Origin of the sequence: Rhodococcus sp. USK10 (assembly GCF_019378875.1) — a bacterium.
GTDB classification, from domain to species: Bacteria; Actinomycetota; Actinomycetes; order Mycobacteriales; family Mycobacteriaceae; genus Rhodococcus_F; species Rhodococcus_F pseudokoreensis.
In genome coordinates this window covers 3,899,703-3,912,290 of record NZ_CP076048.1, presented here as the reverse complement: position 1 = coordinate 3,912,290, position 12,588 = coordinate 3,899,703, and the positions used below count along the sequence as shown (strand labels likewise).

Annotated in this window: 12 protein-coding genes; all 12 read left to right on the top strand. The window is 68.0% G+C overall.

From position 1 onward, the window contains the following. Positions 1–26 precede the first annotated feature (26 nt). The 12 genes from I1A62_RS24935 to I1A62_RS24880 all read left to right on the top strand — a co-directional run bounded on the left by I1A62_RS24935 (position 27) and on the right by I1A62_RS24880 (position 12,304). The gene (locus I1A62_RS24935; protein ID WP_225858062.1) at positions 27–743 is read left to right on the top strand and encodes a PEP-utilizing enzyme; all 717 of its coding nucleotides are present in this window, start codon (positions 27–29) and stop codon (positions 741–743) included. A gap of 4 nt (positions 744–747) precedes the next feature. Beyond that, positions 748–2,307 (top strand): hypothetical protein, encoded by a 1,560-nt coding sequence (locus I1A62_RS24930; protein WP_124391514.1) that lies wholly within the window; start codon positions 748–750, stop codon positions 2,305–2,307. 2 nt (positions 2,308–2,309) lie between these two features. Continuing rightward, positions 2,310–3,779, top strand: a complete 1,470-nt coding sequence (locus tag I1A62_RS24925) for an AMP-binding protein (protein WP_374710824.1) — start codon at positions 2,310–2,312, stop codon at positions 3,777–3,779. Between the two features lie 23 nt (positions 3,780–3,802). Further along, entirely contained in the window at positions 3,803–4,411 is a 609-nt protein-coding gene (locus I1A62_RS24920) for a hypothetical protein (protein WP_124391512.1), read from the top strand. After that, positions 4,408–6,147 carry a pyruvate, phosphate dikinase gene (locus I1A62_RS24915; RefSeq protein ID WP_124391511.1) on the top strand — a complete coding sequence of 580 codons (1,740 nt, stop codon included), beginning with the start codon at positions 4,408–4,410 and terminating at the stop codon, positions 6,145–6,147. The genes I1A62_RS24920 and I1A62_RS24915 overlap by 4 nt, the downstream gene beginning before the upstream one ends. 221 nt (positions 6,148–6,368) lie before the next feature. Further along, positions 6,369–6,674, top strand: coding sequence for a biotin/lipoyl-containing protein (locus I1A62_RS46505; protein ID WP_225858061.1), 306 nt, complete (start codon positions 6,369–6,371; stop codon positions 6,672–6,674). Continuing rightward, on the top strand, positions 6,667–8,076 hold the full coding sequence (locus I1A62_RS24905) for an acetyl/propionyl/methylcrotonyl-CoA carboxylase subunit alpha (RefSeq protein WP_124391509.1): 1,410 nt from the start codon (positions 6,667–6,669) through the stop codon (positions 8,074–8,076). The genes I1A62_RS46505 and I1A62_RS24905 overlap by 8 nt, the downstream gene beginning before the upstream one ends. Then, positions 8,073–9,575, top strand: coding sequence for a carboxyltransferase (locus I1A62_RS24900; RefSeq protein WP_124391508.1), 1,503 nt, complete (start codon positions 8,073–8,075; stop codon positions 9,573–9,575). Before I1A62_RS24905 ends, I1A62_RS24900 begins: the two co-directional genes overlap by 4 nt. Next, positions 9,572–9,985 (top strand): Zn-ribbon domain-containing OB-fold protein, encoded by a 414-nt coding sequence (locus I1A62_RS24895; RefSeq protein WP_124391507.1) that lies wholly within the window; start codon positions 9,572–9,574, stop codon positions 9,983–9,985. Before I1A62_RS24900 ends, I1A62_RS24895 begins: the two co-directional genes overlap by 4 nt. Continuing rightward, positions 9,982–11,121 (top strand): thiolase family protein, encoded by a 1,140-nt coding sequence (locus I1A62_RS24890; RefSeq protein WP_219460672.1) that lies wholly within the window; start codon positions 9,982–9,984, stop codon positions 11,119–11,121. The genes I1A62_RS24895 and I1A62_RS24890 overlap by 4 nt, the downstream gene beginning before the upstream one ends. Further along, on the top strand, positions 11,118–11,894 hold the full coding sequence (locus I1A62_RS24885) for a tyrosine-protein phosphatase (RefSeq protein WP_219460670.1): 777 nt from the start codon (positions 11,118–11,120) through the stop codon (positions 11,892–11,894). The genes I1A62_RS24890 and I1A62_RS24885 overlap by 4 nt, the downstream gene beginning before the upstream one ends. Continuing rightward, the gene (locus tag I1A62_RS24880) at positions 11,885–12,304 is read left to right on the top strand and encodes an SRPBCC family protein (protein WP_219460668.1); all 420 of its coding nucleotides are present in this window, start codon (positions 11,885–11,887) and stop codon (positions 12,302–12,304) included. Before I1A62_RS24885 ends, I1A62_RS24880 begins: the two co-directional genes overlap by 10 nt. The last annotated feature ends 284 nt before the right edge of the window (positions 12,305–12,588 follow it).

The window sequence follows — 12,588 nt, the reverse complement described above, 5'->3', positions numbered from 1 at the left end:
TCCGTCCCGAGGAAACGTGAGGTGACATGTCCGACTCCGTGGTTACGCCCCCGAAATGGGGATCGACCGAGATGCTCCCATTGCCGGGCCGCTTCAACACCGCTGTGCGGTCGTTGGCGGCACAACGATTCTCCGCCACCGGCGAGCGGTGGAAAGACAGCGTGTTCGAACGTCAGTTCGAGATCTTCTCGGTGGAGGATGCGCGAGCGATCGAGCAGGAGGCCCTGGATTCCGGGTACCGGTTCGAGTACTCCGCGACGGTCTCGCTCGAATCCGAGCCGCACAAGTACAAGCGAACCGACCGAGAGGCGCGGGAGTTCTCGGAAGACCGGGACTCTGACGGTCGCCGTCACGTGGGTATCGGCGACAACGTGATCAAGAAGTCCCAGACGGTCATCGGGCCGGTCGCGTTGATCTCCGCCGTCGAGCAGGTCATGGAATTCCTCACCGACGGCATCCCGCCCGGCACGATCGCCGTGATCGACGACTCGGGCGGCACCTTGACCGCACCGATCATCGAGGGGTTCGCCGGCGTCATCTGCCTCGGCGGCACCGTGCGCTCGCACCTGGGCATCCTCGCCCGTGAGTACGACGTCCCCACACTGATGAACTGCAAGATCAACGACCTGAAGAACGGCGACCTGGTCGAACTCGAAGTGACCGCGGCGCCCCCGGCAGCGGATGCCTACGAGACGGGCGACACCGGGCATGCCCGGATCTGGCTGATCGAAAGCGAGAGCTGAGACCATGGCGAATCTGAACTACCGGACCCTGCTGGAGACCAACAACTACCTCCGGAGTCTGTCCGACACCACCTACTGGCTGTGCATCACGCGCACGGTGCAGGAGTCGAAGCTGTTCCCGATGAACCCGTACATGCTGGTGAGCTATCTCAACAGCTTCTACCGGCTGCCGACCCTACTGCGCGAGATCGACGCGGCGACCCCCGCCGAGGAACTCGGAGACCGCGCCCGCGAGGTCAGCCTCAAGGTGGACACGGTCAACGCGGCGTGGGGCATGCCCGCGTTCTACCTCATCGGCCGCGAAATGCTGATGAACTGGGGGCTCCTGCGGCCCACCGACGCGGTCGACGACGTCGTCGACGTGCTCGACTTCTCCCGGCGGTTCAATCTGGCCTACCACCGCAACGACGGACACCTGACGAACAAGGAATTCGGCGACCGCAGCCAGTTCCTGCCCGAACGCACCCTGCAGGTGTTCGAGTCCGACCTGCACGGTGTGGTGCCCGGTGACCGGCTGCACACCGCCGCAACCAAACTCGTCGCCCAACTGTCCCAATACGCGTTCCTCGCGCACTGCGAGTGCCGCATCGGCCTGCACAACAGCGGCCCCTACGACTTCGGCAACAACCGGCAGATGATCATGCGGGACTTCTTCGACCTCACCGAAGGCGACTACCCGTGGCTCGACGGCATCGCCACCCAGTTGCCGTTCAACAACCTCACGATCCCGATCGTCTTCAAGGGAACCAACTTCCACTTGATGGACGACTGGGCGTCCTTCGAGGCCGAACCCGGATACAACGCCGCCAACATCGAAGCGGTCGGGATGTACACCTCGGACGCGTTGACCGACGGATACATTCCGGTCGGCATGGACGACGCCGACACCCTGGCCGACACCATGGAGCAGTACCGGGAGATCCTCAACGAGGCGACCACCGACCTGTGGAAGCGGATCGCGACCTGGTCACGCGAGCAGATGATCGACGCCGGCGCCCTGGTCTACTCCTCGGTCGGCAAGGACTTCGCTCATCTCGCCGGAACCTACCGGCAGGACGACTGGTTCCAGGTCGACGAACGAGTGCAGCGGTTCAAGCCCCTGCTCAACGACGAATACGGACGCGACAACCTCGGCGAGATGGTGGGCCTGCTGGGATTGCCCCACCAGACGAGCAACGAGTACACCATGGCCCGCTACTCCGACCTGAACCGCAACATGCTCACCGGCATCCCCTACTCGGTGCTCACCGACGACGACTACGCACCGACCGCGGGTGACCGGTTCACCGGCTCGTCGAGCCTGCCCGGCAAGACCGGTGTGTGGACCACCAGCGCCGGGCGCATCGACATCGACGACTACAACACGCGCGCACGGGGATTCACTCCCGCCGTCCTCGACGGCGGCAACCGCTACCTCGACGAGGAATGGGTGAAGTGGAACCACGGGACCCCGCAGGCGGACGAGCTGTACCGCCTCGCGCAGCGCGGCTCCCGAAACCTGGAGGGTCGCGGCTCCGGGCTGCGTCGCGCCGACCTGCCCGCCGCGAGCGAGACGAAGGAATGACGATGCAGATCGGTGACCTGATCCGCCGCGCCGGGCGGCAGTTCGGTTCCGCCCCCGCGTTGATCGACGGCGACCGGGTGGTGAGCTTCGCCGAGTTCGACGCACTCACCGACCGGCTCGGCCACGCGCTGCTGGCCCGCGGTCTCGACGCCGGTGACCGCGTCGCGGTCCTGATGCCGAACGGGATCGACGGTGTCGTCGTCTACTACGCCCTCGCGAAGGCCGGGCTGGTCCGGGTGCCGCTGAACGTCCGAGAGACCGCGCACGAGCACGCCTACAAGGTCGAGGATTCGCAGGCACGAGCGCTGGTCTACGCCGGGGAACCACCCGCACGGGTCGAGGTGATGATCACCGCCGACGAGCTGGCGGGCCTCATCGCCGGCGCCGCCGAGGGCCCCTGCGACGTGCGGCGTGACCAGGACGAACCGCTGCGGTTGGCCTACACCGGCGGCACGACCGGCAAGCCCAAGGCGGTGGTCCTCACCACGCGCAGCGAGCTCGCCGAAGTGGCGAACTTCCTGGTCGACCTGCTGCCCAACCTGCGACCGGACTCGGTGATGCTGCACGCAGCACCGATCACCCACGGCAGCGGCGCGTTCTTCCTGCCGCACCTGGTCAAGGGCGCCCCGAACGTCATCGTGTCGAAGTTCTCGCCCGGCGCGTTCCTCGAGGCCGCGCAGAAGTACCGGGCCACGTCGACGTTCATGGTGCCGACGATGATCGCGATGCTGCTCGAGGATCCCGCCACGGCAACCGCGGATCTCGCCCTCGAGCGCTTGTGCTACGGCGGAGCCCCGATCGCGACCAGCGTGCTCCAACGCGGAATCGACCTCCTCGGACCGGTTTTCGCGCAGCTCTACGGTCAGGCGGAGGCCCCGCTGGCGATCACCTGCCTGCAGCCGTGGGAGCACACACCGGAACGACTGACCTCCGCCGGTAAGCCCTACACCTTCGTCGAGGTGCAGGTCCGGGCCGCCGACGGCACCGTGCTCGGACCGGACGAGGTCGGGGAGGTCCTGACCCGGGGGCCGCACACGATGAGCCGGTACTGGCGTCGCCCGGACGCCACCGCCGAGACGATCGAACCGGACGGTTGGCTGCACACCGGCGACATCGGACGCTGGGACGACGACGGGTACCTGCACCTGCTCGACCGCAGGCACGACGTCATCATCTCGGGCGGCTTCAACGTCTACCCCCGCGAGGTCGAAGATGCCCTGCTGACACACCCCGCGGTCGTCGAGGCCGCCGTCGTGGGCCTGCCCGACGAGAAGTGGGGCGAACGGGTCGCCGCCGCTGTCGTCACCCGCTCCACCGCCGAGCCCGACGAGATCCTCGAGTTCTGCGCCGATCGACTCGCCGGTTTCAAACGGCCTCGTTCCCTGGAGATCTGGCCGAACATCCCCACCAGTCCGGTCGGGAAATCCCTGCGCCGCGAAGTGCGCGACCGCATGGTCGCCGCGCAGGTGTGACCCCGACACCGAAAGGACCCATCATGCTCGACCCCAACGAACTCACCGTTCACACCCTGACCCTGCGTCAGCTCGGATCCGCCGAGCAGCTCGCCGAAATCAACGCCCTCCCGATCGCCGACGTCGAGGCGGCGCTGGAGAAGGCCGTCGCGGACGGCGCGGTGATGGCCGCACGCGGCAACTACATGATCACCCCGGCCGGCCGCGAGTTCCTCGACGACGTGTACGCCCGCGCCTTCGCCGGTCTGCGCGCGGACCCGGCCGTCACCGACGCGATGGACTCCTTCGAGACCGGCGTCAACAAGCAGGTCCTCACCCTGACCACCGATTGGCAGACCATCGAGGTCGACGGCGCCCGCGTCAGCAACGATCACGCCGACGCCGACTACGACGCCAAGATCGTCGAGAAGCTCGGCCGCGTGCACGAGAAGACCCAGAAGGTCCTGCAGCCCCTGGCCCAGCAGAACCCGCTGGTCGATCGATTCCTCGACCGGATAGGCGCGGCGCTGATCCGCGCAGAGGGTGGCGAGACCGACTACGTCAGCGGCGTCCGCGTCGACTCCGTCCACACCGTGTGGTTCCAGATGCACGAACACATCCTCCGCCTCACCGGACGGGAGCGCCCCGAATGAGCACCGCGACGAGTTTGCGCTGGCTGATCATCCCCGACGAGAACGCCGCCGAGCCGAGCCGCGATCTGGTCGGCGGGAAGGCATGGAGCCTGTGGCGGATGCGGTCACTGGGCCTGCGGGTGCCACCGGCGTTCGTCGTCACCACCGCGGCCTGCGAGGCCTATTTCGCCGACGGCGGCCTGCCGGAGGGCCTCGCAGACGAACTGATCACCGGAATCCGGTTGCTGGAAAGGCAACTTGGCCGCACGTTCGGTGGCACCGAACGCCCGCTGCTGGTGTCGGTCCGCTCCGGCGCCGCGATCAGCATGCCCGGCATGATGGACACCATCCTCGACCTCGGCTGCAACGACGAGGTCGAGGCCGCCCTGGCCGCAGAAAGCGGCGACCGCGACTTCGCCGCCGAGGTGCATCGCCGCTTCACCGGCTTCTACGGCCGTCTCGTACTCGGCTGCACCGAGGAACTCGAAGACCTGGCCGATACAGCGTCGGTCCGGGCGGCGATCTCCTCCGATGTCGGTGAGACCGTGCCGGCCGACCCGTGGGAACAATTGCGCGCCGCCGTCGCCTCGGTCTTCCAGTCGAGCCGGTCCCGGCGTGCCCTCGCCTACCGCAAGCACTACGGCATCCCCGACGACCTCGGCACCGCGGTCACCATCCAGGCGATGGTGTTCGGCAACCTCGACGACGACTCCGGCACCGGGGTTCTGTTCACCCGTAACCCGGTCGACGGCGCCCGCGAACCGTACGGCGAATACCTGCAGCGCGGGCAGGGCGAGGACGTCGTGTCCGGCCGGATCACCCCGAAACCCCTGACCGACCTGGAAGAGCGCTGGCCGGCCGTGCACGCCGAATTGCTCGACGCCGCCGAGCAACTCGACCGGGAGGGCCGCGACGCGCAGGACGTCGAGTTCACCGTGCAGAGTGGCGAACTGTTCCTGCTGCAATCCCGGCCGGCGAAGCGCACCGCCCGTGCCGCCGTGCGGATCGCCGTCGAACTCGTCGACGAGGGTGTTCTCGAACCGGGGGAGGCCCTGTCCCGGGTCACCGCAGAGCAGATCCGAACTCTGCTGCGCCCGGAGATCGCACCCGGCGCCGCCGACACCGCTGAGGTACTGGTGACCGGTGTGGCCGCCAGCCCGGGCGTCGCCACCGGTGTGGTCGTGGACACTCCCGAAGCGGCACAGGCGAACCCAGGAAGCATTCTGGTGCGCAAGTCGACCAGCCCGGACGACGTCCACGGCATGATCGCGGCCGCCGCGGTGGTCACCGAGCAGGGCGGCGCAACCTCACACGCCGCCGTCGTCAGCCGCGCCCTCGACACCCCCTGTGTCGTCGGCTGCGGCACCGACACCGTGGCAGGCCTGGTCGGCCGCACCGTCACCGTGGACGCGACCACCGGCCGGGTCTACGCCGGCGCGCTGCCGACCTCAGCGGTCGACGAGAGCGAGGACGAGGATCTGCGTCGCCTCACCGGCTGGGCCGAGAGGGTCACCTCGCTGCAGGTCGGCCCCGACGTCGCCGTCGAACCGATCTTCGACGCGGACACCGTCGCCGCCGAGGACCTCGGCGAGCAGCTGCCCGACATCCCTGACGGCACCAAAACCGTACGCGGAGCCGTGTTCTGCGCCCCCGACGGCGTGCGCGCTGCCCTGGACGCCGGTGCCGAAGCAATTGTCACCACCCATCGGCTGCCAGTGTTGCTCGCAGCCATCGCACACCAGAGGAGCACGTCATGACCACGGCGGATCGTGTGACCCATCGCGAGGTGCAGGAGATTCTCCGTACCTTCAAAGAGTCGGGATGGGCTTCGATGACCCTCGAACTCGACGGTATTCGCGTCACCGTCGGCAAGGACGGCCCCCCGGCACCGGCTCCGACCGCTGTGGCTCCGACCGCGGTGGCTCCATCCGCGCCGGCGGCTCCTGCTCCTGTGTCAGCGTCGTCTGCTCCTGCCCCTGTGGCAGCGTCGTCTGCGGCCGCGCCTGCCCCGGCCGCGCCTGCCGTCGACACCACCGGCTGCATCGAGGTGCGAGCCCAGACCGTCGGCGCCTTCTGGGTGGCCCCCGGCCCCGGCGAGCCGCCGTTCGTCCAGGTCGGGCAGACCGTCGAGGCCGGGCAGCAGATCGCCATCGTCGAGGTCATGAAGTTGATGAACCCCGTGGTCACTCCGCACGGCGGAGAGATCGTGCAGATCTGTGCCACCAATGCGGACCTGGTCGAATTCGATCAGGTGCTGTTCCTGATCAGGCCGACCGATGGCTAGCCCGGCGACCCTGTCCACCGAGTCACCGCGCCGCACGCCGCTGCGGCGGGTCCTGGTCGCCAACCGCGGGGAGATCGCGGTCCGCGTGATCAAGGCCTGCCGCGCCCTCGGCATCGAAACGGTGGCCGTGACCTCGACCGTCGATCGCGACGGACTCGCCGCCCGGATGGCCGACCGCGCCGTGTGCATCGGTCCCGCCCCGGCATCGCAGAGCTACCTGGCGATCCCCGCGGTGCTCACCGCCGCCCTCGGGGCCGGGTGCGACGCCGTGCACCCCGGCTACGGATTTCTGTCGGAGAACCCGGAATTCGCCGCCGCCTGCGTCGCCGAGGGACTCACCTTCGTCGGTCCGCGGCCGGAAGCGGTCGCCGAGGCCGGCGACAAGGCCCGCGCCCGTGAACTCGCCCGCTCGGCCGGCATCCCCGTGCTGTCGGGATCGCCGGTGATCGACTCCACCGAGGCCGCGGTCGCTGCGGCCGCCGAGCTGGGTTATCCAGTGCTGGTCAAGGCCGCCGCCGGCGGCGGCGGGCGGGGAATGTCGGTGGTCGAGAACGAATCCGAGCTGAGGGCCCGCTGGTCGTCGGCTGCGGCCGAGGCGCAGTCGGCGTTCGGCGACGGACGACTGTACGTCGAGCGATTCATCCGCAACGCCCGCCACATCGAAGTCCAGGTGCTCGGGGACAAACACGGCAACGTCATCCACCTCGGTGAGCGCGACTGCACCCTGCAACGTCGTCACCAGAAGGTCGTCGAGGAATCGCCGGCACCCAACCTGCCCGAGAGGATTCGTCAGGACATCCGACGCAGCGGGGTTCTGTTCGCCGAGGCGCTCGGGCTCGACAGCGCCGGGACCGTCGAATTCATCTACGACGCAGACTCCCACGAGTTCGCGTTCCTCGAGTTCAACGCCCGAATCCAGGTCGAGCACCCGGTGACCGAGATGGTCACCGGCGTCGACCTGGTCGCCGAGCAGTTGCGTTCGGCGGCAGGGGAGCCGCTGCGGTTCACCCAGGACGACATCGACCTGACCGGGCACGCCATCGAGGTCCGCATTACCACCGAGGACCCGGCCCGCGGTTTCATCCCCAATCCGGGCACGGTGCAGAGCTGGGATCCCCCGGAGGGCGAGGGCATTCGCGTCGACAGTCACTGCGAACCCGGCTACGTCGTCACCCCCTACTACGACTCCCTGCTCGCCAAGATCGTGGCACATGGACCCGACCGGGACGTCGCAGCGGACCGGATGGTCGCTGCCCTGGGCCGCCTCGGGGTGACCGGAGTTCCCACCACCGCCGATTTCGCCCGGGTGGCACTGGATCATCCGGACTTCCGGGCCGGCACCGTCACCACCGACTGGATTGCCTCTCGGGGCCTCCCCGACTATCTGGAGAAGATCTCATGAGTTTCCTCGACAGTGCCCCGCGCAACGCCGACGGCAGCCGGCGCAAGATCGACATCGTCGACCAGACCCTCCGCGACGGCCCCCAGAGCTGGTGGGGCATGCGGCTACGCAAAGACATGGGCCTGCCCATGGCGTCCGAGCTGGACCGCACCGGCTTTCACACCATCGACCTCGCCGGCAGTTCGATCTTCGAGGTGCTCGTGCGGCACTGCAAGGAAGATCCCTGGGAGCAGTTGATCTCGCTGTCGAAGTCGATGCCCGAGACGACGGTCCGGGCAGGAACCCGCAGCAACGGCATCGTCACGTTCGGCCTCACCGCCGACAGCGTGATGGACCTGTGGGTGCAGCGACTCAGCGCTCACGGCGTCGGCAGCTTCTGGATCTACGACGGACTGTTCAACATCGACAAGATCGGCCGCCTCGTCAAGACCGTGCAGGCCGAGGGTGGTCAGGCGCTGCCGTGCATCCTCTACGCCGACACGCCTTACCACACCGACGATTACTACGCCGCCCGCACACGGGAGCTGGTCGCGACCGGTGCGGACGGTATCGAACTCGAGGATGCGGCCGGGCTGCTGACCCCCGAGCGCACTCGCTCGCTCATTGCGGCCATCAAAGGTGCGGCCGGAAACCTGCCGGTGGAGGTCCATTTTCACAGCAACAACGCGCTCGCGCCGCTGAACTACCTCGAAGCCGTCCTTGCCGGCGCAGATCGTGTGCACACGGCAAGCCGCCCGCTCGCGGCGGGGGTGTCGCTGCCCTCGACCGAGAACACGGTGGCGAACCTGCGCTACGCAGGCTTCGACGTCGACATCGACGAGTCCCGTTTCGCCGCAGTCGAACAGCACCTGCTGCGCGTCGCGGAGTACGAGGACCTGCCGGTCGGCCAGCCGGCCGAGTACTCCCTGTTCCAGTACCGGCACCAGCTTCCCGGCGGAATGGCGGGCACGTTCAAGGCGCAGCTACGCGACCGCGGCATGGAAGATCGTTTCGAAGAGGTCCTCGACGAGATGTCCCGGGTGCGAGAAGAACTCGGCTACCCCGTCATGGCCACCCCGTTCTCGCAGCTGGTCGGCACGCAGGCGGTGCTGAACGTGGTGACGGGATCCCGGTATTCCGTGGTTCCCGACGAGGTGATGATCTATTCGCAAGGCTTCTACGGCAAACCCGTCGCCCCGATGGATCCGAATGTGTACGACACCATCATGAGCTCGCCCAAGGCGAAGAGCTACGAGAACTGGGAGCCTCCGCAGCCGAGCCTGGGCGAACTGCGGAAGAAGTTCGGCGAGTCGATCAGCGACGACGAGTTGCTCCTGCGACTGCTCGTCCCGGCGAACGACATCGACGTCATGCGCGCGACCCCGCAACGCAACCGCGACTTCGCCCCGACCAGCAAGCAGATGAAGTACATCCGTGAACTCGTCGAGACGTCCGTGGGTGCCTACCTGCACATCGAGGCCGACGACTTCTCGCTGACTCTGGAAGGCGATCACCGATGAGCGAGCTGGGGGTGGGGCGGCCGACCAAGCGCCGGGCCGGTTCCGCCGTCGGGGGACTGCCCGTCGCCGACTCGCGGCCGGTTCTCGACGGTGATGCCGTGCTGGGCTCCCGGTGCACGGTGTGCCGGTACCCGACCGCGCAACAGCATCTGCCGTGGTGCCCGGTGTGCTACGCCGCCACCGAACCGGCCCGCTTCGCCCGCACGGGCAAGACCTGGTCATCCACCGTGGTTGCGATTCCCGTGGGCACCCGCCGGCCACCGTTCGGGCTGGCGTACGTCGATCTCGACGACGGCCCGAGGGTACTCGTTCACCTCGGCGAACCCGCGGTACTCGGGCTCGGTACTCGCGTCGAGATCACCGGAACGGACGACGGCGACCTCGTCGCCACTACGGAGGTGCAGCGATGAACCAGGCCATGTTGTGGGGCGTCGGGACCTCGTCCTACGGCCGATTCCCCGACCAGCGAGTCGAGTCACTCGCCTGGACTGCGGTCGCCGAGGCGGTCCAGGACGCCGGCATCCGGCCCGACGCGATCGATGCGATCATCGTGGGGTCGGTGTTCGGCCCGCCCGGTGTGGCCACCCGCATCCAACGCGGACTCGGCATTCCCTCCGTGCCCATGTGGACCGTCGAGAATGCCTGCGCCAGTGGCACCGCCGCCTACCACGAAGCAGTGGAGGCCGTGCGGCACGGTCGATTCACATGCGTTCTGGTCCTCGGGGTCGATCAGATGTCGACCCTGTTCTCCGGGGCCATCGTGCCGGAGGCGACCGACCCGGAAGGCGCTGCATCGCTGCCGTTGCCGGGGCTCTACGCCCTGCAGGCGCAGCGGTACGTCGGCGAATTCGGTGTCACTCCGGAACAACTCGCGGCCATCGCGGTCAAGAACAAGACCAACGGGATGGACAACCCCCGTGCCCAACTGCGGGACACGGTGCCCACGGTTCAGGAGGTGCTCGACTCCCGCATGATCGCCGAACCGTTGACGTTCCTGCAGTGCTGCCCGACCAGCGACGGGGCCGGCGCCGCCATCGTCGGCGGCGACCGCGGCAACCGCAACGACCTGCGGATCGAGGCCTCGGCGATGGTCTCCGGTGCCCTGTGGGACCAGCGCAGCGAGGACGTCTGGGGATTTGCCAGCGTCGCCCGCGCCGCCGAGAAGGCCTTCGCGCAGGCCGATCGCACCCCGCAGGAGATCGACGTGCTCGAGGTGCACGACGCCTTCACCATCGGCGAGATCATCACCCTCGAAGCACTCGGCATCGCACCCCGCGGCAAGGGTGCCGAACTCGCCCCCTCCGGCCACACCACGCGCGGCGGTGCGCAACCGGTCAACCCGAGCGGGGGCCTGCTCTCACGCGGGCATCCGCTCGGCGCAACCGGAATGGCGCAGCTCGCCGAAATCGCCTGGCAACTGCGCGGGCAGGCCGGACCGCGGCAGGTAGACCGGCACCGTGTCGGCCTCGTCGAGACGATGGGTGGGGGAGCGGCCGGAATGGACGGCAACGCCTGCGTCGTCACCATCCTGTCCACACAGTCATGACCACGACCTACGCAGGGCTTCTCGGCTTCCGGGACGTCGGCGGACTGCGCACCCGGGACGGCGGCCGCGTCCGGTCGGGAGTGCTCTTCCGCAGCGGGACACCGCAGTTCCTGGACGAGGCGTCGGGGCGGGCTCTGATCGCAGACACCGGGATCCGGGCGACCATCGATCTGCGGCTGCCTCACGAGGTCGCGGTGGAGGGGCGAGGACCTCTCGACGCGTTGGGGGTTCGCCATTTCCCCCACCCGTTCAGCATCGGGGACCGCGTGGCCGAGGACTCGGCGGTTGCCCCGATGGACGGCGACGATCCGCTGGTCACCCGCTATCTCACATACCTGTCCGAGGACGCCGCCGGGGTCGTCTCCCTGACCACACGGCTTCTGGAACCCGCCGTTCTCCCGGTCCTGGTGCACTGCACCGTCGGCAAGGACCGGACCGGCGTGGCCATTGCACTGCTCCTCGACGCCATCGGGGTGCTCCGCGAGGACATCGCCGCCGACTACGCCGCCGCCCCCGACGACGTCGCTGCCTCCATGCGGCGTCTGCGGCAGATGACGTCGTACGGCCCCGCCGCCGACCTCTACCCACCGGAGGCATGGACGGCGCCTGCGGATGCGATGGAACGGTTCCTCGACAACGTCGACCGGCGGTACGGCGGAACCCATAACCTTCTCCAGGACAACGGCATAGGGCCGGAGGAAGTCCGCCGACTGACCGAACTGCTCCTCACCCACGAGGACGCAACGAAGAAAGTGAGCGCCGCATGCGAGTAACTGAAACCTACGTCATCCGGGCAACACCCGATGCCGTGTGGAAAATCGGCGGAGACACCGCGAACGTCGCGGACTGGATCCCCGCGCTGGAAAAGTCCCACCAACACGGTGACCTGCGGTACGCGACCTTCGCCAACGACGGAGGCGAAGCGACGGAGCGGATCGTCCACCACGACGATCCGCAGCGAAGCTACACCTACGAATACGTCTCCGGGCCCCTGCCCCTGTCGTTCTATTCCTCGAACTTCACCGTCAACCCCCATCCCGAGGGCGCCGAAGTCGTGTGGAGTGCCGAGTTCGCATCCACGTCCCCCGAGAGTGAATCCGAACTCGCAGCGGCGATCACAGGCATCTACCGGTCCGCGTTGATCGAATTGGCCAACCGCACAGAAACCCTGGACGCGAACTAGGCAGGGCCCAGGCCCACCCGCATCTCACGACCTCGCTTCGGCGGCAGGTCCGCGCGGGTCCGCCCGCAGCTGCCACCACTCGATCTTCCGAACCAAGAATCAGAGTGATCCAATCCGATTCGACGGCAATTATTCTCGGGTCTGCCGATGCGATCCACGGTTTCCCTGTCGCCGACAGCAGCGGTTCCTGGATCTCGCACCGCGCGTCGGTGACCGACGAGGAGCTCGCCATGCAATCGTGCCCGTCAGCACGATCCTCGGCGACTCGCATCACTCCTGTCGAG

Coding starts and splice junctions, on each gene's coding strand:
- I1A62_RS24905 (WP_124391509.1), top strand. CDS start 6,667: ATGGCTAGCCCGGCGACCCTGTCCACCGAGTCACCGCGCCGCACGCCG.
- I1A62_RS24900 (WP_124391508.1), top strand. CDS start 8,073: ATGAGTTTCCTCGACAGTGCCCCGCGCAACGCCGACGGCAGCCGGCGC.
- I1A62_RS24885 (WP_219460670.1), top strand. CDS start 11,118: ATGACCACGACCTACGCAGGGCTTCTCGGCTTCCGGGACGTCGGCGGA.
- I1A62_RS24895 (WP_124391507.1), top strand. CDS start 9,572: ATGAGCGAGCTGGGGGTGGGGCGGCCGACCAAGCGCCGGGCCGGTTCC.
- I1A62_RS24890 (WP_219460672.1), top strand. CDS start 9,982: ATGAACCAGGCCATGTTGTGGGGCGTCGGGACCTCGTCCTACGGCCGA.
- I1A62_RS24920 (WP_124391512.1), top strand. CDS start 3,803: ATGCTCGACCCCAACGAACTCACCGTTCACACCCTGACCCTGCGTCAG.
- I1A62_RS24880 (WP_219460668.1), top strand. CDS start 11,885: ATGCGAGTAACTGAAACCTACGTCATCCGGGCAACACCCGATGCCGTG.
- I1A62_RS24915 (WP_124391511.1), top strand. CDS start 4,408: ATGAGCACCGCGACGAGTTTGCGCTGGCTGATCATCCCCGACGAGAAC.
- I1A62_RS24935 (WP_225858062.1), top strand. CDS start 27: ATGTCCGACTCCGTGGTTACGCCCCCGAAATGGGGATCGACCGAGATG.
- I1A62_RS24930 (WP_124391514.1), top strand. CDS start 748: ATGGCGAATCTGAACTACCGGACCCTGCTGGAGACCAACAACTACCTC.
- I1A62_RS24925 (WP_374710824.1), top strand. CDS start 2,310: ATGCAGATCGGTGACCTGATCCGCCGCGCCGGGCGGCAGTTCGGTTCC.